Source organism: Mycobacterium pseudoshottsii JCM 15466, assembly GCF_003584745.1.
In the GTDB taxonomy this organism is placed as follows: Bacteria; Actinomycetota; Actinomycetes; order Mycobacteriales; family Mycobacteriaceae; genus Mycobacterium; species Mycobacterium marinum.
Genome location: NZ_AP018410.1, coordinates 6,029,127 through 6,049,954 on the forward strand (window position 1 = coordinate 6,029,127; position 20,828 = coordinate 6,049,954).

The 20,828-nt window shown below is 64.4% G+C and carries 18 protein-coding genes and 1 pseudogene; 7 read left to right on the forward strand and 12 right to left on the reverse strand.

What is annotated here, in order from left to right; translation table 11 throughout:
* The first annotated feature begins 9 nt into the window (after window positions 1-9).
* Window positions 10-837, forward strand: a complete 828-nt coding sequence (locus tag MPSD_RS27630; protein ID WP_232022695.1) for a hypothetical protein — start codon at window positions 10-12, stop codon at window positions 835-837.
* On the opposite strand, the gene MPSD_RS27635 is transcribed toward MPSD_RS27630, so the two are convergent.
* The 3 genes from MPSD_RS27635 to MPSD_RS27650 all read right to left on the reverse strand — a co-directional run bounded on the left by MPSD_RS27635 (window position 834) and on the right by MPSD_RS27650 (window position 3,728).
* The gene (locus MPSD_RS27635) at window positions 834-2,036 is read right to left on the reverse strand and encodes an ISAs1-like element IS2404/ISMul1 family transposase (protein ID WP_420811989.1); all 1,203 of its coding nucleotides are present in this window, start codon (window positions 2,034-2,036) and stop codon (window positions 834-836) included. The two genes, MPSD_RS27630 and MPSD_RS27635, sit on opposite strands and share 4 nt — an antisense overlap.
* Window positions 2,037-2,770: 734 nt before the next feature.
* Window positions 2,771-3,250, reverse strand: a complete 480-nt coding sequence (locus tag MPSD_RS27645; RefSeq protein WP_131807407.1) for an ATP-binding protein — start codon at window positions 3,248-3,250, stop codon at window positions 2,771-2,773.
* 88 nt (window positions 3,251-3,338) lie between these two features.
* Window positions 3,339-3,728: a hypothetical protein gene (locus tag MPSD_RS27650; protein ID WP_119571751.1), complete on the reverse strand. Its 390-nt coding sequence runs from the start codon at window positions 3,726-3,728 to the stop codon at window positions 3,339-3,341.
* Window positions 3,729-3,935: 207 nt separating this feature from the next.
* On the opposite strand from MPSD_RS27650, the gene MPSD_RS27655 reads away from it, so the two are divergent.
* From MPSD_RS27655 to MPSD_RS27670, 3 genes are all read left to right on the forward strand, one after another.
* On the forward strand, window positions 3,936-4,586 hold the full coding sequence (locus MPSD_RS27655) for a helix-turn-helix domain-containing protein (RefSeq protein WP_020785478.1): 651 nt from the start codon (window positions 3,936-3,938) through the stop codon (window positions 4,584-4,586).
* 220 nt (window positions 4,587-4,806) lie between these two features.
* Window positions 4,807-5,856: a tyrosine-type recombinase/integrase gene (locus tag MPSD_RS27660; RefSeq protein ID WP_232022697.1), complete on the forward strand. Its 1,050-nt coding sequence runs from the start codon at window positions 4,807-4,809 to the stop codon at window positions 5,854-5,856.
* Between the two features lie 61 nt (window positions 5,857-5,917).
* Entirely contained in the window at window positions 5,918-7,120 is a 1,203-nt protein-coding gene (locus tag MPSD_RS27670; RefSeq protein WP_420811988.1) for an ISAs1-like element IS2404/ISMul1 family transposase, read from the forward strand.
* A 181-nt stretch (window positions 7,121-7,301) separates the two neighbouring features.
* Here MPSD_RS27670 and MPSD_RS27675 read toward each other — a convergent pair whose 3' ends face one another.
* The 9 genes and pseudogenes from MPSD_RS27675 to MPSD_RS27715 all read right to left on the reverse strand — a co-directional run bounded on the left by MPSD_RS27675 (window position 7,302) and on the right by MPSD_RS27715 (window position 13,873).
* A complete protein-coding gene (locus MPSD_RS27675) occupies window positions 7,302-7,571 on the reverse strand; it encodes a hypothetical protein (protein ID WP_232022699.1) in 270 nt (89 codons plus the stop codon).
* A 44-nt stretch (window positions 7,572-7,615) separates the two neighbouring features.
* Window positions 7,616-7,825, reverse strand: coding sequence for a hypothetical protein (locus MPSD_RS27680; RefSeq protein WP_020785475.1), 210 nt, complete (start codon window positions 7,823-7,825; stop codon window positions 7,616-7,618).
* A 4-nt stretch (window positions 7,826-7,829) separates the two neighbouring features.
* Window positions 7,830-8,120: a WXG100 family type VII secretion target gene (locus MPSD_RS27685; protein ID WP_086085130.1), complete on the reverse strand. Its 291-nt coding sequence runs from the start codon at window positions 8,118-8,120 to the stop codon at window positions 7,830-7,832.
* Entirely contained in the window at window positions 8,113-8,424 is a 312-nt protein-coding gene (locus tag MPSD_RS27690; protein ID WP_020785473.1) for a WXG100 family type VII secretion target, read from the reverse strand. Before MPSD_RS27690 ends, MPSD_RS27685 begins: the two co-directional genes overlap by 8 nt.
* A gap of 110 nt (window positions 8,425-8,534) precedes the next feature.
* Window positions 8,535-9,056 carry a hypothetical protein gene (locus tag MPSD_RS27695; protein ID WP_232022700.1) on the reverse strand — a complete coding sequence of 174 codons (522 nt, stop codon included), beginning with the start codon at window positions 9,054-9,056 and terminating at the stop codon, window positions 8,535-8,537.
* 46 nt (window positions 9,057-9,102) lie between these two features.
* Window positions 9,103-11,058 (reverse strand): annotated as a pseudogene (locus tag MPSD_RS27700) (putative alpha/beta hydrolase).
* Window positions 11,059-11,486: 428 nt separating this feature from the next.
* A complete protein-coding gene (locus MPSD_RS27705; RefSeq protein ID WP_015357718.1) occupies window positions 11,487-11,801 on the reverse strand; it encodes a DUF2563 family protein in 315 nt (104 codons plus the stop codon).
* Between the two features lie 131 nt (window positions 11,802-11,932).
* Window positions 11,933-12,403: a hypothetical protein gene (locus MPSD_RS27710; protein WP_015357719.1), complete on the reverse strand. Its 471-nt coding sequence runs from the start codon at window positions 12,401-12,403 to the stop codon at window positions 11,933-11,935.
* Window positions 12,404-12,427: 24 nt separating this feature from the next.
* Window positions 12,428-13,873, reverse strand: a complete 1,446-nt coding sequence (locus MPSD_RS27715) for a CCA tRNA nucleotidyltransferase (protein WP_020727081.1) — start codon at window positions 13,871-13,873, stop codon at window positions 12,428-12,430.
* Between the two features lie 165 nt (window positions 13,874-14,038).
* On the opposite strand from MPSD_RS27715, the gene MPSD_RS27720 reads away from it, so the two are divergent.
* The 3 genes from MPSD_RS27720 to murJ are packed head-to-tail and all read left to right on the forward strand — an operon-like array spanning window position 14,039 to window position 20,822.
* Entirely contained in the window at window positions 14,039-14,785 is a 747-nt protein-coding gene (locus MPSD_RS27720) for an NUDIX hydrolase (RefSeq protein WP_036426077.1), read from the forward strand.
* Window positions 14,782-17,163 (forward strand): hypothetical protein, encoded by a 2,382-nt coding sequence (locus MPSD_RS27725; RefSeq protein WP_086085129.1) that lies wholly within the window; start codon window positions 14,782-14,784, stop codon window positions 17,161-17,163. Before MPSD_RS27720 ends, MPSD_RS27725 begins: the two co-directional genes overlap by 4 nt.
* On the forward strand, window positions 17,160-20,822 hold the full coding sequence (murJ, locus tag MPSD_RS27730) for a murein biosynthesis integral membrane protein MurJ (protein ID WP_262491501.1): 3,663 nt from the start codon (window positions 17,160-17,162) through the stop codon (window positions 20,820-20,822). Before MPSD_RS27725 ends, murJ begins: the two co-directional genes overlap by 4 nt.
* The last annotated feature ends 6 nt before the right edge of the window (window positions 20,823-20,828 follow it).

Genomic DNA, 20,828 nt, shown 5'->3' on the forward strand with positions numbered 1-20,828 from the left:
AACAGGCAGATGAAGCTCAGACGGTGGCGGCTCCGGCTCGCGATGGCGTGCGGGATGCTGCTGGTTGCATTGTTGGGCGGCTGCGGGCCGGCGCCCAGCCCCCAGCCATCCACACCGCCAGCGAAGCTGCCCTGGACGGGAATGCTGGCCGATGTGCGCGCGGTATGGAGTGCCGAACCGGGCATCGATCTACTCACCGCACCGGCCGTCACGGTCCGCGCCTACCTCGAGTCGATCTATCTGGCGGACTACGGCGGTGACATCGCCTATGCGTACCCGGGATTCGCCCAGGCGGTGCCACCGAATGCTCCGGAAGGCCACCCGCACAGCACCCGCGATCGCTGGCCGGACACCCAACACCCCATCGGTATCCCCGTCGTGGGTACCCGCGGCTATCACATCCTGCGGGTTGATGAGATAGATCGGCAGGTGACCGCGGTGGTGTGTGTGTGGGCCTACACCACAGCGCTCGATCTAGGCCACGGGAAGTATGGCTGGATGCACGAGACGGCATTCACGGCTCCTTCTAGCGGGATTGGGATGCAATGGGTGTCGATGACCACCCCACAAGGTGGCACGGGACCACCCCTGCCGGTGCAGAAAGGAACCGCCCCAGCACCGGTCGATGATGTCTTCGGCGCCTGGCGAATCGACGGCGCCCTCATCATCGACGCCTCTCCAACCCGAATCACCGAGTTTCCGGAGTGGCCATCGCGGCCAGCCGACGCCCAGTCCTGTGTCGAAAAGGCACCAGATCCTCTAGAGCGCCGGCTATTTCTCAGCAACGGCGTGCATCCCCGTTCAGACTTTCCCCAGGGCTCCGGCGTTGTTGATTAGCAGGCTTGTGAGCTGGGGGATTGTGGATTGAGGAGGTCTAGGCGGCGGTTGGCGGTCAAAGCGGTGATCCGGCAGGCTTCGGCGATGTTGTCGGCGCCGTTGAGGCGGTGCAGATTGATCGCGGTGTTGCGTAGCGTTGCTAGGACCTGTGCGCCGTTTCCGGTATGTGCCCTTTGACGGTCTTCGTCGAAGGTGACGTCGCGTATCCAGTGCAGGCTGTTCTCGATTCCCCAGTGTTGACGCATCCAGGTCATGATCGCGGTAGGGCGGGCGTGCTCGAACGGCAGGCTGCAGATGGCATAGACCACCTCCACGCTGCGCTGGTCGGTGGCGGTGATCAAGCGTTCACGAGTGATCCGGATGATTTGTTTTGCGTAGGGGAAGCCGATTCCTCGTGCAGCGGTGATGATTTGCAGGGTGCGGGTCTCGACACGGCCGTGGCCGCGGGAGTCGTCGGTAGCGGCTGCGGGCACCTCGGCCCAGGGCAGCGCGGTGATACGCGCAAATATTTTGGCTTGGTTGGACTTGACGATCATCAGGTAGTGCGACTTCAAGGTGGCGCAGATCAACTTCGCGGTGACGACCTGGGTATGCATCGCATCCACGGTGACCAGCCACCGCAAGCTACCCGGCAGCAGCGTGAGCAGGGCACGTACGCAGGGAATTTCATTGCTTTTCTCGGCGACAGCGAGTTGACCGAGCACCAATCGGGCACGGTGGGCGAACACCGACACGAGATGCGTGGCTGTCGCTTTGGCGCGTAAAGCACCACGCAGCATCTTGCCGTCCAACGCGATCGGCACCAATCCACTGGGGTCGCTGCTGGCCACGTGTGCAGTGAAGTAACTGCCCATCCTGGCGTTGAGGTCGGCGGGGTCTAGCCGAGACAAAACAGCGCGGAAGGTCTTCTCACTGGGCCGCCGGAACCGGACCCCTAATTGGGCCAACACATCATCGGGAGCGGTGGCCGCCCATGTGGCAAAACCAGCATAGCCGCGCATCCCCGCGGCAGTGGCCAGAACCGCGATCGCCAACAAAGCCATCAGCGAATACCTCCGACCGCGTGGGTCCCTCGGGTCTGGCATCGAGGCCAACACATCGAGAAACTCCGATCCGATGAGCTCGCTGCGCTCACCAGGACTCCAGCGGTCGAACACCTCTGGAACCGACGACACAGGCAATACTGAAACGGTAGGCACGGGCAACTCCAGACCAACGACGAACAGTAACCAACTCGATCGTTCTCCAGATAGCCCGTGCCTACACTCCGGCCCCAATAGCGCGGCACCAAAGATCATCAACCCAGCTCACAAGCCTGCTAATCAACAACGCCGGAGGCCTGGGGGTACCCCCACCCTTCGATGAGTGCGCGACCCGGCTTCGTTGAGCAGTCCGTCCGCATGGCCACCACACCCCCTTAAGGGGGGTGTATTGGACGGACGGCAGAACGATGGCTAGAACTGGGAGAATGTGGCTAGCGCGGCCCGTCTGTCCGGCAGGACGCGGACGAATTTCGGTGGTGCAACGCCTGGCCGAGAATGTCGTTGGCCGAACTTATAGTTGTGTTCACGCAGGGCCTTCCCGGCACGGTCGCGGGTTGCGCTGAGCGGGACGCCAAGGGCATCAAGGGCTTCGGTGCAGTCGCCGACCTTGGAGGTGGTCGTGGTCGTGGATGCCAGAAGGTGACGTGTCGGTTCGGAGTAACGCCGCAGTTCGATCGTCTGCGGGTGCCCGAGCCCGCGTCCCTTGTCGAGCGTGAGCGTGATGTTGTTGTCCCGTCGTTTCAGAATCCATCGACATCGACATCGACATCGTCTCGCTTAGCCGACGAGCCGCGAGCGCCCTTACTCAGATCGTGGCCTTGGTGGTCGAGGCGCAGCACAGCGCGGCCCTGCCGACGCAGAGGCACCATCGTGAAGTTATAGAAATACCGCTAGGTGTCGGCGCTGTCCTCCTTGCCCTCGACCAGTCGCGAAATTGTGTCCAGAATGATCAAGCTCGGATCATGCCGTGCGGCGGCGAGGGCGAGTTTCCTCCCGCCTACCGCCGTATCGAGCGGTGGTAGGTCGGGATACGAAAAGTAGAACAGCGGCGCGCCATCCAGCGCAGCCGCCTCGTGTCCCATGCCGTGGAGGCGGTTGGCCAGTTCCGTCTCCGTGTTCTCCATATCGACGTACATCACGGGGACCGGCTCGCGAGCGGGCTCACCAACAAGTGGTCGGCCGAGTGCGAGATTGATCGCCACTTCGAGCATCAGCAGGGATTTCCCCGCACCGGCCTGAGCAATGAGGGAGCCCGACTCTCCCTCGTCGGTCAGCCCCTGAATGAGCGAGTCTTTCGGCGCGGCGGTGCCAAGTAGTCGCCAGTCCAGCGGCGTCAGCGCGCAGTCGTCCATGGTCGTGTACGTCGTCACTAGGCCACCGATTCCTGGTCGCTGACAGCCATTTCACGGTCCTCCACAGAATTCAAGCGAGTCTCGTACAGGGCTGGCAACGACCGGATCAGGTCCTGCGGGCGGTCGAACTTGCGCCACAGAGAGCTCGTCGTGGGCACGGGGAAGTCGCGAAGTCGCGGAGCGCATCCCACACAAGGAGCCGGCAGCTTCGTCCGGCCGCCAGCGTTGTTCTGGTGGCCCCACGCGGCGTGGGCGGCACAACGGTGGCACAGCCCCTCATTGAGGTACGCCTGCTTGGTCTGATCCCAACGCTTCGCTTGCCGAATCGTTTCCGGGAGCCCCACCGCCCCCACTCCGCGGCCTCGGGAGTCGGGTCAGCGACTGCCACCTTCGCGGCGGATTCGGCGACGAGGCTGTCAATGTATGCGTGCAGCGCCACCTCACTGATGAGCCGCCGCTTGCCAACCTTGACGAACTGCAAGCGGCCGGCCTCCATTTCCAAGTAGAGCGTCGAGCGGCTTAGTCCGAGCTTCTGCCCAGCGCCTATGAAGCTATGAAGCTATGAAGCTGTGAAGCTGTGCAATGTGTGTTATGTCCATTCTCATAGTAGTTCCTGTATGTAGCTGAAATCCTCCAGAAAGCTACATCATGGAGCGTGTGCTCTGCTCCGGAACGATACAACTAGTGTGGTATATGCGTCCATATGCCGAACATTGATGAACAAGCGAAGGCGTACGAGACGGGTCGTGCTGGCTGGTTTGGGATTGCCGTGGGGTGGCGGCGCAAGGCATTGGGCCTCACCGCCGCCGAACTGTCGCGGAAGACCGCTGAGCTGGGCTTTCCTATCACGCGGGGGACGATCGCGGAGATTGAATCGAACCTGCGCTCGGGCAAAATCGACGTAGCGGAAGTGTTGGTCCTAGCCGCGGCCCTCGACGTTCCGCCTCTGTTGCTGTTGTTTCCGCAGGTGGCTTCTGATAGCGGGAGCAGCGTGCTTCCCAATGTGTTTACGACGGACGGTGAGTCGATCCGCTGGGTGTCGGGCGAGACCTCTAACCCACGTGTCTACGACATGAATGCTGGACGGCTGGACGGCGAGCCATCGCTGCCGAATGACGGTGTGGAGCTGATCGCCAACATCACGTTGCTTCACCAGGCGCTGGACACCCGCAGTTCCCTTGTGCATCATCTGCGGACGGTTGAGCGTGATCCGACCGAAATGCATACCGCTCAGCAGATGTTGGACCGCAACGCCGACCAGATCGCAACTATCCGCAACCGCATCCGCACTGCTCAAGAGTCGCTGTGGGGAATGAACCGCACCGCAATGTCCGAGGAGGACAACAATGACTAGGCAGCAGCTTCCCCCGCAGATCAAGAAGATCACGGTGAAGGACCGGACAACCGGCAAAGCCGTTGTGTGATAACAGGTTACCGTTGACGCCGGCATCAACCCGACGACGGGGCGCCGGCAGCAGGCTCGCAGGCGGTACGCGACCGAGCGTGCCGCACGTACCGCCGTCGCCGAGATTTCCAGCGCCGCTGCAAAAGGTGAGTTTGTTGCCCGCTCGTACATGACAGTCGACGAGCTCTGTGAGGACTACATCGCGAGCCGTCACAACCTTCGTGAATCATCGAAAGCCAAGCTGGCCTATGATCTTTCGCCCCTTCGCGAGCGTTATGGGCCGGTCCCTGTGCAGCGCCTGGCCAAGGCCCACGTCGACAGCCTGGTCGCAGACCTCGTCGCGGGCGGCGCAACCACAATAAATGGACGGACGGGGCGGCCATGGTCACCGGACTCGGTTAACAAGGTGATCGCGACAATCGGGCAGGTACTCGCCGACGCTAAGGTTCAGGGCATAGTTCCGCGAAACGTCGCAGAGGTGGTGAATCGTGTATCGGTTCCCCACAAAGATGTTGATACGTACACAGAAGCTGAGGTCAGTGACCTTCTTGGGGCTATCGACGGTCACCGCCTCGCTCACGCTTGGGAGCTGGCGCTTTCCGGCTTGCGCCGTGGAGAAGTAGTTGGTCTATACTGGTCTGATATCGACTTCGACGCCAAAACGCTTGCGATTACGAACAATTGGGTGTCTGCCGCTGGACGCACCGTTGAGAACGATCCCAAGTCGGCGGCGTCGCGACGCACCCTCCGATTGCCGGAGCGGCTCGTCAACGTGCTGCGGTCGGCGAAGGTGCAGCAGGCAGCCGAACGCCTGGCGTTGGGCGCTAACGTTGGCGAATGGACGTACGTCGTGAGCAACGAGGTCGGGGAGCCGTATGCGCCGGGCGTCCTGTCGCGGTACTGGCGCGACACGGTTAAAGCCGCAGGTGCCCGCCACATCAAGTTGCACGCAGCGCGGCACACCTGCGCGACTTTGATGCATCTGCAAGGGGTCCCAGCAGCGGTGATTGCCGCGTGGATTGGGCACAAGGATGCCACTCTCACGATGAAGCTGTACGCGCACTCTCAGGACGACGCATTGAAGGCAGCGGGAGCGACCTTGAACCGGGTTGTGACAACTCGTGACACTGACGTGGTCAGGGCTCCGGCGTTGTTGATTAGCAGGCTTGTGAGCTGGGTTGATGATCTTTGGTGCCGCGCTATTGGGGCCGGAGTGTAGGCACGGGCTATTTGGAGAACGATCGAGTTGGTTACTGTTCGTCGTTGGTCTGGAGTTGCCCGTGCCTACCGTTTCAGTATTGCCTGTGTCGTCGGTTCCAGAGGTGTTCGACCGCTGGAGTCCTGGTGAGCGCAGCGAGCTCATCGGATCGGAGTTTCTCGATGTGTTGGCCTCGGTGCCAGACCCGAGGGACCCACGCGGTCGGAGGTATTCGCTGATGGCTTTGTTGGCGATCGCGGTTCTGGCCACTGCCGCGGGGATGCGCGGCTATGCTGGTTTTGCCACATGGGCGGCCACCGCTCCCGATGATGTGTTGGCCCAATTAGGGGTCCGGTTCCGGCGGCCCAGTGAGAAGACCTTCCGCGCTGTTTTGTCTCGGCTAGACCCCGCCGACCTCAACGCCAGGATGGGCAGTTACTTCACTGCACACGTGGCCAGCAGCGACCCCAGTGGATTGGTGCCGATCGCGTTGGACGGCAAGATGCTGCGTGGTGCTTTACGCGCCAAAGCGACAGCCACGCATCTCGTGTCGGTGTTCGCCCACCGTGCCCGATTGGTGCTCGGTCAACTCGCTGTCGCCGAGAAAAGCAATGAAATTCCCTGCGTACGTGCCCTGCTCACGCTGCTGCCGGGTAGCTTGCGGTGGCTGGTCACCGTGGATGCGATGCATACCCAGGTCGTCACCGCGAAGTTGATCTGCGCCACCTTGAAGTCGCACTACCTGATGATCGTCAAGTCCAACCAAGCCAAAATATTTGCGCGTATCACCGCGCTGCCCTGGGCCGAGGTGCCCGCAGCCGCTACCGACGACTCCCGCGGCCACGGCCGTGTCGAGACCCGCACCCCGCAAATCATCACCGCTGCACGAGGAATCGGCTTCCCCTACGCAAAACAAATCATCCGGATCACTCGTGAACGCTTGATCACCGCCACCGACCAGCGCAGCGTGGAGGTGGTCTATGCCATCTGCAGCCTGCCGTTCGAGCACGCCCGCCCTACCGCGATCATGACCTGGATGCGTCAACACTGGGGAATCGAGAACAGCCTGCACTGGATACGCGACGTCACCTTCGACGAAGACCGTCAAAGGGCACATACCGGAAACGGCGCACAGGTCCTAGCAACGCTACGCAACACCGCGATCAATCTGCACCGCCTCAACGGCGCCGACAACATCGCCGAAGCCTGCCGGATCACCGCTTTGACCGCCAACCGCCGCCTAGACCTCCTCAATCCACAATCCCCCAGCTCACAAGCCTGCTAATCAACAACGCCGGAGCCCTGAGACTTTCCCACCCTGCCACCATTTCCCGGCTGGCCCGCAGCAGGAGCACTGTGATCAGCTATGCAATTCCCAAGTGCTCAACTGGGTAGTCGCCAACCACACCTCGGTTCGCGGATTAGAGGACAAGTTCGTTGAGCACGGTTACCAGCGGATCCTACAACTAGCCATCCATGCTGATGCCGGTTTCCCGACCTGATGTATCGCCCCAGAATTTGGGCGATACTTCTTTCACCCGATCAGGACCTACCGCATCTACTTTCGCTTGAAACTCTTCGAAAAGACGTTGTGCGCGTGCAATCTCATCGGCCATCGGCGCTGTGAAGCCCTCACGCTCCGCTTCCTCGGCTGTGCGGAAAATCTTGCCCGTAAATCCTGCACTCACCCGATAACTCCGTTCGTTCATCATTCCTGCACGGATCGACCAATTCATCTACCACACAACAGTCCGTGGAAGCGGCCTTGGTGAGTTCTCATTCAGTTGGAAACGTAGAAGCGACAGTCCAATCTCATCTCCACTGCCGCACAGCCTGTTTCGGCTAGCTCCATAGCTGCCAGGACCTTTGCTGCCGCCCCATCAGAAGCACGACCAGAGGATGCGATCACCGGCTCCAGCCCCTCGTCGGCAGCCAACACCGCGGCGCCAGCGCCATCGAGGGCCGCGGGATCCACGGCCAGCGGCGCCATCAGCTCATGACCACATGCTCTGATTCGCTGACATGACCGCGGTGTAGTTGGTGTGCGCGCTGTGTCCCGCGGACCGCAACTGAGCAAACGCTTCGCGCATCATCGCTTCGCCACCGGCCCAATGCCGATGCGCCTCGGCATGGGCTGCCGCGGCCTCGCCCGTCCATGTCACGTGCAATCTGGTTACCAGGGATTCGATTTCAGCAATCATGGCCTCCGCGTGACGACCAAACTCCGCCATCTGCGCTACCGCATCGGACAGCGAGGCGGGATCCACCCGGAAGGGATCAGCCATGGCCCAATTCACGTAGAGCCCGCGCCGACGCCGCCTCGTTGGCCTGATAGCCCGCGCCCGCTTGGCCTACCGACTCCGCCAGCATCGACAGCCCCAACTGCACCTCTCCGGCACCACGGCGCCACAATTCCCATGCCGAGGCAAATGCACTCCCCGCCGCGCCGCGCCACCCGCCCAACATGTCGCCAACCTGTCCTTCGAGCTCAGCCAGTTCGCCTTGAAGATGTTCGGCAGCACCATGCAGCGATTCCGCGAAGCCAAGCATCGCAGCGGCATTCGCACCTAGCGTGCCGTCAGCATCCATGTCGGCAACCTAGCCACCCGGAGGCGCGTCCGCAATTCACCTGGCCGCCCCGCCCTGGGCCCACCCAGCGCACCTGGACAGCCATGTCCAGCTCAATGCCACATGGCTTGTTACTTTCCGCGGAGCTGCTCGTCAATGCGGGAGCCCATCGTCGTGCGCTCGAGGCGATGGTTGGTCATATTGCGGCATTCGCCGTAGAGCTGGATGCCGCCCTTTCCGCTAGCGGAGCTTTGGGTCAGCACCGCCACCACCCCGTTCTTGTTCAGGACGCGGCCAAAGGAGTGCCAATCAGGCGGAGGGCCATCACTCCAGCCGTGAGCAACCATGTCGGTCGCGATCTGTTGAAAGACCGTATTCGGTTCGGCTGCAGCGGGATAGCCCCCGGTGTCGTCAGTGGGCCACGCGAAGCTCATGGAGACCAGGCCGCGATATGGCGGATCGCCTTGGTCATTGCATGACGAGAAGTCGAAGCGTCCGGTTGGATCCTGCAGGCCTGCAAAGCTGGCGATCTGTTTGGCCGGTTCGATGACTTGATCGCGGGCCTGTTGGTCCGACAGCGGATGAGCCGGCTGATCGATCTCGGGACGGTGCGGTCTCATCAGTGAACATCCTCCCAAGACGAGCACAGCCATCGCCACCCCGATATGCCGCAGTGCAGTGCGGTATCGGGCGCGGTGATCAGCGGGGCGGTTGGTAAGCGGGATAGTGGTGGTCATCATGGACGGTGTCTCGTGGACGGTCGCTTTCTGGATCGATGTATGCCGGAACGCCGGGGACCCGGAACGGTCCGACGTGCGGCTGCCGCCGCCCCTCGGCAATCAGGTCGTCGCTCGCAAGTCGGTCTGGATGGCCGCTGGAGATATCGGTAATGCTGCGCAGCGACTCGCTGCCCATCACGTAGTAGTGCGAATGGTCGTGTCGGTCCATCGTTCCAGAGCCAGGTACTTCCGCGTGAAAGCGGACTGATCCAAAGCCGTCGCCGGCCGGATCACGACCCAAGCCGGCATCCAACGGAATCGGCACCCCATACTCCCTGAGTTTGCCTTTGAGTAATTCGCCAGGTACACCGCTGGATTCGCCGATCCAGCTGACCGGGTCCGTAGAGGCCGACCCGACGTAGACCTGTCCTCCGTCGAGATGGAAGTCGGCTGCACTGCGTGCGAGATCGGTTCCAGGACATCCTATGAGGATTGCGTCGTTCGCGTGCATGCCGCTGCCGGCAAACGCATCGGCTACCGTTGTCGATCCGTAGGAGTGTCCAATTACGGTGACATGTTGGGGCGTCAGGCTGTTGTGGGTAACCCAAAGCCCGTTCACATCGTTGGCCAGCAGTGCACCGCCGCTGCGCGCGAGCCCTGGCTCTGTGACTCTCACGTCGGAAAATCCGTTGGGGGCGTCATATCCCATCCAGGCGATCACCGCTGTGTAGTGGTGCTCAGGGTCTGCGGCGAGGGCCTGATCATAAAGGTTGGTTGCATCGTCGTGGTCTGACATCCAGCCCTGCGCCACGCTGCTGCCGGTTCCCGGCACGATCACGGCGGTATTGCGTGCATAGTCCGGGTTGCCGATGGCGATCGCCGCTTTGCCCTCGCCGTTGAAGGCCAACGGGTCGTATGCCCATAGCATGACGGGCCTCGGGTCATCGGTCGCGTGCTCCCGGTCATAGATGAGACCGTCGCGGGTCCTGATGGCATTTCGATAGCGCGTGACATCCGAGCCCGAAAGCCCATACTTCTGCGGGTTGTTCACGATGTCGTCAGCCGAGACGCCGCGTTGCATTGCCACGCTTTCCACCCGGGTGATGTCGTCGTCCATCACGGCCTGGTTCACCAAATCACGAGTGATGGCGTTGATGCCGTTGAGATTGCCCAGTTCTGGTGGATGTTCGTCGATCAATCGCCCTCGCTGTTGCGGACTCAACGAATCCCACCACTTCTTGACCTCCTCGGCACTCGCGGTAGGCGCCGGGATCGCAATCACCTCAGCGGGTTCAGCCGGAGACTGCGGGGCGTCCAAGGCCTGGATAGCCGCCGGATCGAAGCCGTCGGCGCTCAGACTGGTCAGGGCTTGGTGCAGCAGGCCCGCGTATCCCGCTCGTATCGAATGCAATTTACTCACTGCCGATTGCGTGTCGCCGACGGCTTGATCTTCAAGTGCGCAAACAATCGCCTCGAGGGCCAGCCTGTCCGCAGTTGTCAGTTGGGCGCCGTGTTCCAGCGCCAGCACCTCGCCAATTTCACTGTCGATGTCGCACAGCTGCGCCTCCAGGCCCACAATCTAGCCAGTCGCTGACCGCTGCGCCCCGGCCAGACCGCCGGCAATGTTGTCCAGTTGGAGCCCGATTTCCGGCAGCCTGGCAGCCTGCGATCTCAACGAAGTGGTAAGCTCCTGGACCTGGGGCGAATCGTTGATCGGGTGAGCGCCGTTCTCCCGATTCCAGGACGTCTCGAAACGGCGTCGTGCTTGCTCGAAGGCCGTGTCCGCCTCGGTGGTCGATCTGCCCGCATCGTGAAATGCCGTTGCTAAGTCTGATATCTGGGCCGGGCGACCAAGCTGCAGACTCTGATTGATCGCCCACGGGCCACCGCCGGCCTCGGCAATCAGAAGCGGGATGCTTATGTACCGGAGTTGCATCGCACCGTCCACAGCGTCGTGGCGTGACTCGAGCCTCTTGAGGTGGTTGATGCGCGCGGCGTGCGACATGCGCTGAGTCGCGCCCGCTGCGGCGGCAAATCGAGGACGATACCCGGCATCAGCGCTCGACACCCGAACTGAGGCGCACTACTTTGGATATGCCCGTGCGTCCGGCGACATCCATCGCTCTCCAGCAAACCGGTGTCGACCAACATCGTGAACCCTCCCGCGCCGGCAGAAAGATTACTACCGAGAAATCGCCGGTCAAGTCACCTTGCGGACGCTACGGCCTATGGCAATGAGTGGCGCAAGGGCCGGGGGCGGGTCGGCCGCCGCTGAAATAGCGAAGGTCCGGTAAAGGGTTTGTCCCAGAACGGATATCGTCCCTGGACGGCGGATCTGCAGTTCGTTCGCGATGCTCGGGATACCTATGTACCCGCACCCCACCGCACCGCTTGCAGCGCTTGGGCGTTGTGCCCATCCATGGCGGTGAATCCCTTGGCGGCCAAGTGTGCGTTGCTGCCGACCGCCGTCAGTGCTTCCTGATGGGCCTGCAGGTTCCGCACGTGTTGCGCATGCGCCGAGTGCACGGAGTTGTGAAACGCATCGGCGGCGGCGAAGTCGGCGAACATTCCTGACATGAGCGGCCCCAGCGCGAGACGATCGGCGCCTTCTTGGGCGTGTCCCCCGGCTCGGTGAGATTCGTTGCCCCCCAGGTGCAGCAGTCCGGTGTCAACAAACATGGCCAGCCTTGTCTCGTCCAAGTCGCCCGGCAACGCCCTGTCGCGGTCCCCGAAGCGTCGCCGTCCCTCTCATCCAGGCCGCCACGCTAGTGACGCCCACCTTTGGTGGTCAATTCACCTTGATCAAGTCCTCACAATGCGCTGGCACCATCGGCGGTCCCATCACCGTCGGAATCGGTGATCCGCACATCCCATTCGCCGTCGCCATCGGTATCGACGTACCCGGTGATCCCCTCCTCTTCCGGACACAGCGCCCGGTCGGCAACCCCGTTGCCGTCGGTATCTATCAGCTGATCGTCGGCTTGCCCGAGCCCGTCGAAGTCAACCAAGGGGCCACCGGTGTGCTCGACACCATCGAGACCGAACCAACGAAGTTGCCCGCCGCGCTCAGCGCCGACCGCCCACGTCCCCGAGCCGTCGTCGGTAAAGACGGCTTCGGGGGTTCCGTCGTTGTCGAAGTCGAAGATGCCATGGTCGGCCATGCCGTCACCGTCGAAGTCCGCCAATGCGTCATCGCGCATGCCGTCACCGTCCAAGTCGAGATCGGGCAGGCGCTGCCAGATGGCCGCCGTTCCGTCCTCGCCACCGATGCAGTAGTCCACTCCTACTTGGACGCCACACCGCCGCTAGGGGTTCCCCCGCGATTGCCACCAGGACAGCAGTTCGGCCTTGGCTTCCTCGATGGTCAACGGTCCACGCTCGAGCCGCAGCTCTTTGAGATAGCGCCACGCCTCACCGACTTGAGGGCCGGCCGGAATGTCGAGCAGCGTCATGATCTGGTTGCCATCCAGATCCGGCCGCACCCGGTCCAGGTCCTCCTGGGCGGCCAGTTCGGTGATCCGCTCCTCGAGCCGATCATAGCTGGATTGCAGGCGCGCGGCCCGACGCTTGTTGCGCGTGGTGCAGTCAGCGCGTACCAGCTTGTGTAGTCGCGCCAGCAGCGGTCCCGCATCGGTGACATAGCGCCGCACCGCCGAGTCCGTCCACTTCCCATCGCCGTAGCCGTGGAATCGCAGGTGTAGATACACCAGCTGCGAGACGTCGTCGACCATCTGCTTGGAGTACTTGAGGGCCCGCATCCGTTTGCGCACCATCTTGGCGCCCACCACCTCGTGGTGGTGAAAACTCACGCCGCCGTTGGCCTCGTGGCGTCGGGTGGCCGGCTTGCCGATGTCATGCAGCAGCGCCGCCCACCGCAGCGCCAGGTCCGGTCCTTCGTCTTCCAGTTCGATCGCTTGGCGCAGCACGGTCAGCGAGTGCTGGTAGACATCCTTGTGCTGGTGGTGTTCGTCGATGGCCATCTGCATGCCACCGATCTCGGGGAGCACCACCTCGCCCATTCCGGTGTGCACCATCAGGTCGATGCCGGCCACCGGATCCTCGCCCAGCAGCAGCTTGTCCAGCTCCGCGGCGACCCGTTCGGCGCTGATGCGTGCCAGTTGCGGGGCCATTTCCTCGATCGCGTCCCGCACCCGCGGTGCCACGGCGAAGCCGAGCTGGGAGACGAACCTCGCGGCCCGCAGCATTCGCAGCGGGTCGTCACCGAAGGACACCGAAGGCGCGGCCGGCGTGTCGAGCACCTTGTCGCGCAGCACCGACAAACCGCCCAACGGATCGAGGAACTCGCCCGGGCCACTGGCCGTGATCCGCACGGCCATCGCATTCACGGTGAAATCGCGGCGCACCAGGTCGTCTTCGAGGCGCTCGCCGAAACGGACCTCGGGGTGCCGTGAAACCTGGTCGTAGCTGTCGGCCCGGAAGGTCGTGATCTCCAGGCGGTAGTCGTTCTTGGCGATGCCAATCGTCCCGAATTCGATGCCCGTGTCCCACACGGCATCAGCCCAGGGGCGCACGATCTTCAGTATCTGTTGCGGGCGGGCGTCGGTGGTGAAGTCCAGGTCGGGGGACTTCAACCGGCCCAGCAGGGCATCGCGAACCGAACCACCGACCAGATACAAGTCGTGACCCGCATCGGCGAAGGCCGATCCGAGTTCACGAAGCACGGCGGCGTGCCGATTGAGGGCTACCGCGGCAGCGGTCAGCAGGTCGGCATCCTGGACGGTTTCAGGCACGTTCGATCAGCCTAGTCACCAGACTCCACCGCGCGACCAGACGGCCGGTAACGGGTGCCCGCCGCCCTCGGATCCGGCACCGAAATCCGGCCGCAATGCCGTCGATGCGGCCGGCGACGGCGAGTGCGTCCTGAAGACCCGCTCCCGCCAGCTAATATCGCTTGGGTGTCGGAGGGCGAACAAGCCAAACCACGTCGACGCCGAGGCCGGCGTCGCGGACGTGGCGCTGCACGCTCAGCCGAGAATCATACGGACAACGCCGGGTCCACCGACCCGAACCCAGCACCCACCAAGGGTCGCAGACCCCGCCTACCCCGTCGCGGCCGTCCGGACCGGTTGCGGACCGTGCACGAAACATCGGCCGGTGGCCTGGTCATCGACGGAATCGATGGACCGCGCGACGCGCAGGTCGCGGCGCTGATCGGTCGGATAGACCGGCGCGGACGCATGCTGTGGTCACTGCCCAAGGGCCACATCGAGATGGGTGAAACCGCCGAGCAGACCGCGATCCGCGAGGTCGCCGAGGAAACCGGCATTCGCGGCGGCGTGCTCGCCGCGCTGGGTCGCATCGACTATTGGTTCGTCACCGACGGCCGGCGTGTACACAAGACCGTGCACCACTACTTGATGCGGTTCTTGGGCGGAGAACTCTCCGACAATGATCTCGAGGTCACCGAGGTCGCGTGGGTGCCGATTCCGGAACTCCCGTCCCGGCTGGCCTACGCCGATGAACGTCGGCTGGCCGAAGTCGCCGACGAGTTGATCGACAAGCTGCAGACCGACGGTCCCACCGCGCTCCCGCCGTTGCCGCCCAGCGCGCCCCGCCGACGGCCCCAAACTCACTCACGCACTCGTCACGCAGCCGAAGGATCCCCACCCGGACGCAAGAACGGTCACGGACCGGGGCCGTGACCGCGTTGCGACTCCCTTGGTCCGGGATGTGGCGCCTCGCCGCCGTGATCGGCATCGTTGCCGGGTTCGCGGTAGTGCTCACTGCTCCCGCCGCGCCCCGCGCATCGGCGGGCGAGCCCGGTGCGACGCCGTTCGTGCAGGTCCGAATCGATCAAGTGACCCCAGACCTGGTCACCACCACAAGCGACCCGGTAATCACGGTCAGCGGCATGGTGACCAACATCGGCGACCGCCCGGTTCGCGATGTCATGGTCCGGCTAGAACACGCCGCCGCGGTCACGTCGTCGTCGGCGCTACGCACGTCGCTGGACGGCAGCACGGACCAGTACCAGCCGGCCGCGGACTTCCTCACGGTGTCCTCGGAACTGCGGCGAGGCCAACAAGTCGGCTTCACCCTGTCGGCGCCGTTGCGCTCGCTGACCAAACCATCGCTGTCCATCGATGGTCCCGGAATCTTCCCGGTGCTGGTCAACGTCAACGGGACGCCCGACTACGGTGCGCCGGCCCGTCTGGACAACGCGCGCTTCCTGCTGCCCGTCGTCGGGGTGCCCCCCGACCGTGACGCCGACTTCGACGCTCCCGTCACGCCCGAGACCGACAAGCCGGTTTGGATCACCATGCTGTGGCCATTGGCCGATCGGCCTCGATTGGCCCCCGGCGTTGCCGGCGGGACCATTCCGGTACGGCTGATCGATGACGACCTGGCCAACTCGCTGGCCAGCGGGGGCAGGCTGGATACCCTGCTCTCCGCCGCCGAACTGGCCACCAGCCGCGACGTCGACCCGGAGGGCACCGTCACCCGCTCTATCTGTCTGGCCGTGGACCCCGACCTGCTCGTCACCGTCAACGCGATGACCGCGGGCTACGTCGTATCCGATTCCCCTGACGGCCCCGCTCAATTGCCCGGCACCCCGACACATCCGGGAACCGGCCAGGCGGCCGCAAACATCTGGCTGGACCGCCTGCGCACGCTGGCCCGGCGGACATGCGTGGTGACACTGGCTTACGCCCAGGCCGACCTGGACGCCTTGCAGCGCGTCAACGATCCCCGGTTGAGCAACATTGCCGTCATCAGCGCCGCCGACATCGTCGATCGGATCCTCGACGTCAAGTCGGTACGGGGCGCGGCGGTGCTGCCGGACGGACCGCTGACCAGCCGCGCGGTCGACCTCCTCAACGCCGACGGCGGAATGGTCACCATCGCGGCCGCCGACTTCTCCGCGCACGTCGCCGCCGAAGGCGGCCGGGCCACCGCCGATACCGCACCCCGACGGTTGTCGGCTGAGGTGGTCGCCGCCCCGTTCGACCCGACCGTCGGCGCCGCCCTGGCGGCCGCCGGGAGTAACCCGACCGTTCCCACCTACCTGGACTCCTCGCTGTCGGTACACATCGCCCACGACTCGCCAACCGCACGCCGCCAAGACGCCCTAGGTGCCATGCTGTGGCGCAGCTTGTGGGGGGAGGCGGCACCACGCACCCAGATCCTGGTCCCGCCCACCACCTGGGACCTGCACAGCGATGACGCACAGCTGATCCTGACCGCATTGGCCACCACCATTCACTCCGGCCTGGCGGTGCCGCGGCCGCTGTCGGCCCTGATCTCCGAGGCGGCGGCGCACACCGAGCCGCCGGAGCCGCCCGGTCCCTACCCTTCGGCACGGGGCCGATTCGACGATGACGTCACCGCCCAGATCTCCGATCAGAGTGGTCGCCTGTGGAAACTGACGTCGGCCATGACCACCGACGACCGCACCGGACTGACCGGGGCGCAGTACACCACACCACTTCGCGAGGACATGCTGCGCGCTTTGAGCCAGTCGGTACCGCCCGATACCCGCAACGGCTTGGCTCAGCAACGGCTGGCGGTGGTCGGCAACACGATCAACGACTTCTTTGGTGCGGTCACCATCGTCATTCCGGGTGGCTCCTACACCCTGGCCACCGAACACAGCCCCCTGCCCCTGGCCCTGCACAACGGCTTGGCGGTGCCCATCCGAGTCAGGCTTCAGGTCGACGCGCCGCCCGGCATGACGGTCACCGATCTCGGTGAGATCGAGCTGCCGCCGGGGTACCTGCCCATTCGGGTACCGATCGAAGTGAATTTCACCCAGCGCGTCGCTATCGACGTGACGCTCAAGACTCCCGACGGCATGGCGCTCGGCGAACCCGTGCGGTTGTCCGTGCATTCCAACGCCTACGGCAAGGTGCTGTTCGCGATCACGCTGACGGCCGCCGCTGTGCTGGTGGCGCTGGCGGGACGGCGGCTTTGGCATCGCTTCCGCGGTCAGCCCGACCGTGCCGACCTGGACCGGCCCGATCCTCCCGCCGCCCGGCACGCCGCGTCCGACCATCGGGTCGATGAAGAGCACCGAGTATGAAACCGGCTCCGCGGCGAATCCCACCAGCGCCGCAGGAAAGCCCTCCGGCGCGACCGCCCGCACCACGGGGTCCGGTTTCAGCGCCGGACCCTCGACGGCTTCCCGAGCGGCTCCCGGTGCCCTACGGCCAGGCGGCTGCGGGGCCACCGAAGCGCGCTGAACTCTCCGATGCCGCGCTGGTATCGCGGTCGTGGGGCATGGCCTTGGCGACGTTGGTCAGCCGGATCACGGGTTTCGCCAGGATCGTGCTGCTGGCCGCCATTTTGGGCGCGGCGCTGTCGAGTTCCTTCTCGGTGGCCAATCAGCTGCCGAACCTGGTCGCCGCGCTAGTGCTGGAGGCGACGTTCACCGCGATCTTCGTGCCGGTCCTGGCTCGCGCCGAGCAGGACGATCCCGACGGTGGGGCCGCCTTCGTGCGGCGGCTCGTGACGTTGACAACCACGCTGCTGATCGTGGCAACCACGCTGTCGGTGCTGGCCGCGCCACTGCTGGTGCGGTTGATGCTGGGCCGCGACCCACAGGTCAACGAGCCGTTGACCACCGCCTTTGCCTACCTGCTGCTGCCTCAGGTGCTGGTCTATGGGCTGTCGTCGGTGTTCATGGCGATCCTGAACACCCGAAACGTGTTCGGGCCGCCGGCCTGGGCGCCCGTCATCAACAACGTCGTCGCCATCGCGACCTTGTTGGTGTACCTGGCAGTCCCCGGCGAGCTGGCCGTCGATCCGGTGAAGATGGGCAATGCCAAGCTGCTCGTGCTTGGAGTCGGCACCACGCTAGGCGTGTTCGCGCAGGCCGCGGTGCTGCTGGTCGCGATTGGGCGCCAGCACATCAGCCTGCGGCCGCTGTGGCGAATCGATGACCGGCTCAAGCGGTTCGGCGCCATGGCCGCCGCCATGGTGCTGTATGTGCTGGTCAGCCAGCTCGGGCTGATTGTCGGCAACCAGATCGCCAGCGGGGCCGCGGCTTCGGGGCCGGCCATCTACAACTACACCTGGCTGGTGCTGATGCTGCCGTTCGGCATGATCGGGGTAACCGTGCTGACGGTGGTGATGCCGCGGCTGAGTCGCAACGCCGCCGCCGAGGACATCCCGGCCGTGCTCGCCGACCTGTCGCTGGCCACCCGTCTGACGATGATCACCCTCATCCCCACGGTCGCATTCATGACCGTGGGCGGGTCGGCAATGGGAAGCGCGCTGTTCGCCTACGGAAACTTCGGCAAGGTCGACGCCGGATATCTGGGCGCGGCGATCGCACTGTCGGCCTTCACGCTGATCCCCTATGCGCTGGTGCTGCTGGGACTGCGGGTGTTCTACGCCCGCGAGCAACCCTGGACTCCGATCCTGATCATCATCATCATCACCAGCGTCAAGATCGGCGCCTCGGTGTTGGCGCCGCACCTCACCAATGACCCCGACATGGTCGCCGGTTATCTGGGACTGGCCAACGGGCTCGGATTCCTGGCCGGCGCGATCGTCGGCTACTACCTGCTGCGACACGCGCTGCGCCCCGGTGGCGGCCAACTGGTCGGCACCCGTGAGGTGCACACCATCCTGGTGACCATCGCCGCGTCGCTGCTGGCCGGACTGCTGGCCTATGTGGTGGATCGGCTTGCCGGGCTGGGCCAGTTGACCGTGTTCGATGGCGGAATCGGTTCGCTGCTGCGGCTACTCATCCTGGGCGTGATCATGGCGCCCATCGTGATTGCGGTGCTGCTCGCCGGGCAGGTGCCCGAGGCACAGGCGGCTCTCAACGTGGTCCGCAACCGGATCGGAACGCGCCTTGGCAAACCGGGTCCACGCAGCGTAGCTGTGCTGGATGCATCGTCTGGCGATCACGACGTCACGTACCCTGAGCAAAGGAAGTCGTCCCTGCCGGGGGAAAATGTGGTCCAGGAGCTGATCCGGCGCAAACCCCCGGTGATCAGGGCCGGGATAGCGAAAGGACCGTCGGTGACCGACCGCCCATCGGATAGCACCGCCTCATCGAGTTCCGCGTCGGATATCGATCTGCCGCGGCCAGTCGCCGACGATTTTCAACCCGACATTCCGGCCGGCCCAGACCGGGGCCGTGGCGCGAGTCAACGCCCCTCGGATCAGTCCAACGGCGATTCCGTCGGATACACCCGCGGACCCATTCCGTTCGACGCTCCACGCGAGTGCAGTGCGGAACCCTCGACGCCGCAAGACGATGTCAATCTAGTCCCGGGTGCCCGCATCGCCAACGGCCGCTACCGGCTGCTCGTCTTCCACGGCGTTATCCCGCCGTTGCAGTTCTGGCAGGCACTCGATACCGCCCTGGATCGACAGGTGGCGCTGACCTTCGTCGACCCGGATGGCACCCTGCCCGAAGATGTCCTGCAGGAGATTCTGGCCCGCACGCTGCGACTGAGCCGGATCGACAAGCCGGGCGTCGCCCGGGTGCTTGACGTACTGCACACCGCCTCCGGCGGGCTGGTGGTGTCGGAGTTGATTCGCGGCGGCTCGCTGCAGGAAGTCGCCGACACGGCACCCTCGCCGGTCGGGGCCATCCGGGCCATGCAGTCGCTCGCGGCGGCCGCCGACGCCGCCCATCGGGCCGGCGTGGCCCTGTCGCTGGACCACCCGGGCCGGGTCCGGGTCAGCATCGAAGGTGATGTGGTGCTCGCCTACCCGGCGACCATGCCCGACGCCAATCCGCAGGACGACATCCGAGGCATCGGCGCCGCGCTGTATGCCTTGCTGGTCAACCGGTGGCCGCTGCCGGAGGCTGGGGCAGACAGTGGGTTTGCGCCGGCCGAACGCGATGCGTCCGGCAATCCCGTTGAGCCCGCCGCCGTCGATCGCGACATCCCGTTCCAGATCTCGGCGGTCACCGTCCGATCGGTTCAAGAGGACGGCGGGATACGCAGCGCCTCAACACTTTTGAACCTGCTACAGCAGGCGACCGCGGTGGCCGACCGGACCGAGGTGCTGGGCCCGATCGAACCACCCGCGCCGCCCGTCCCCGCCCGCTCCCCCGCACCCACGGGTGCAACCTTCGGGCGCCGCCGCCGCAACCTGCTGATCGGGATCGGCGCGGGCGCCGCGATTCTGCTGGTAGCGCTGCTGGTGTTGGCCTCGGTGCTCAACAAGATGTTCGGAAACGTCGGCGGCGGCCTCGACCAGGACCAGCTCGGCCTCAACGCCCCCACCGCGTCCACTTCTGCGGCCGCCAGTTCGGCGCCGGCGGGCAGCGTCGTCAAACCCACCAAAGCCACCGTCTTCTCACCGGATGGTGAAGCCGATAACCCGGGCCAAGCCGACATGGCCATCGATGGCGATTCCACCACGTCCTGGGAGACCGACACCTACAACGACCCGGTTCCGTTCCCGGGCTTCAAGAATGGTGTCGGGTTGATGCTGCAACTTCCGCAGCCCACCGTGGTCGGCTCGGTCACCCTCGACGTTCCCAGCACCGGCACCAAGGTGGAGATTCGTTCGTCACCAACTCCCAACCCGTCGAAGCTGGATGACACCACCGTGCTCACCTCGGCTACCGCACTCAAGCCGGGTTCGAACACCATCGCGGTCAATGCCTCCTCCCCCACCTCCAACCTGCTGGTGTGGATTTCAACGCTGGGCACCACGGACGGCAAGAGCCGCTCCGCCATCTCCCAGCTCACGATCCGGGCCGCCTCCTAACGCAGC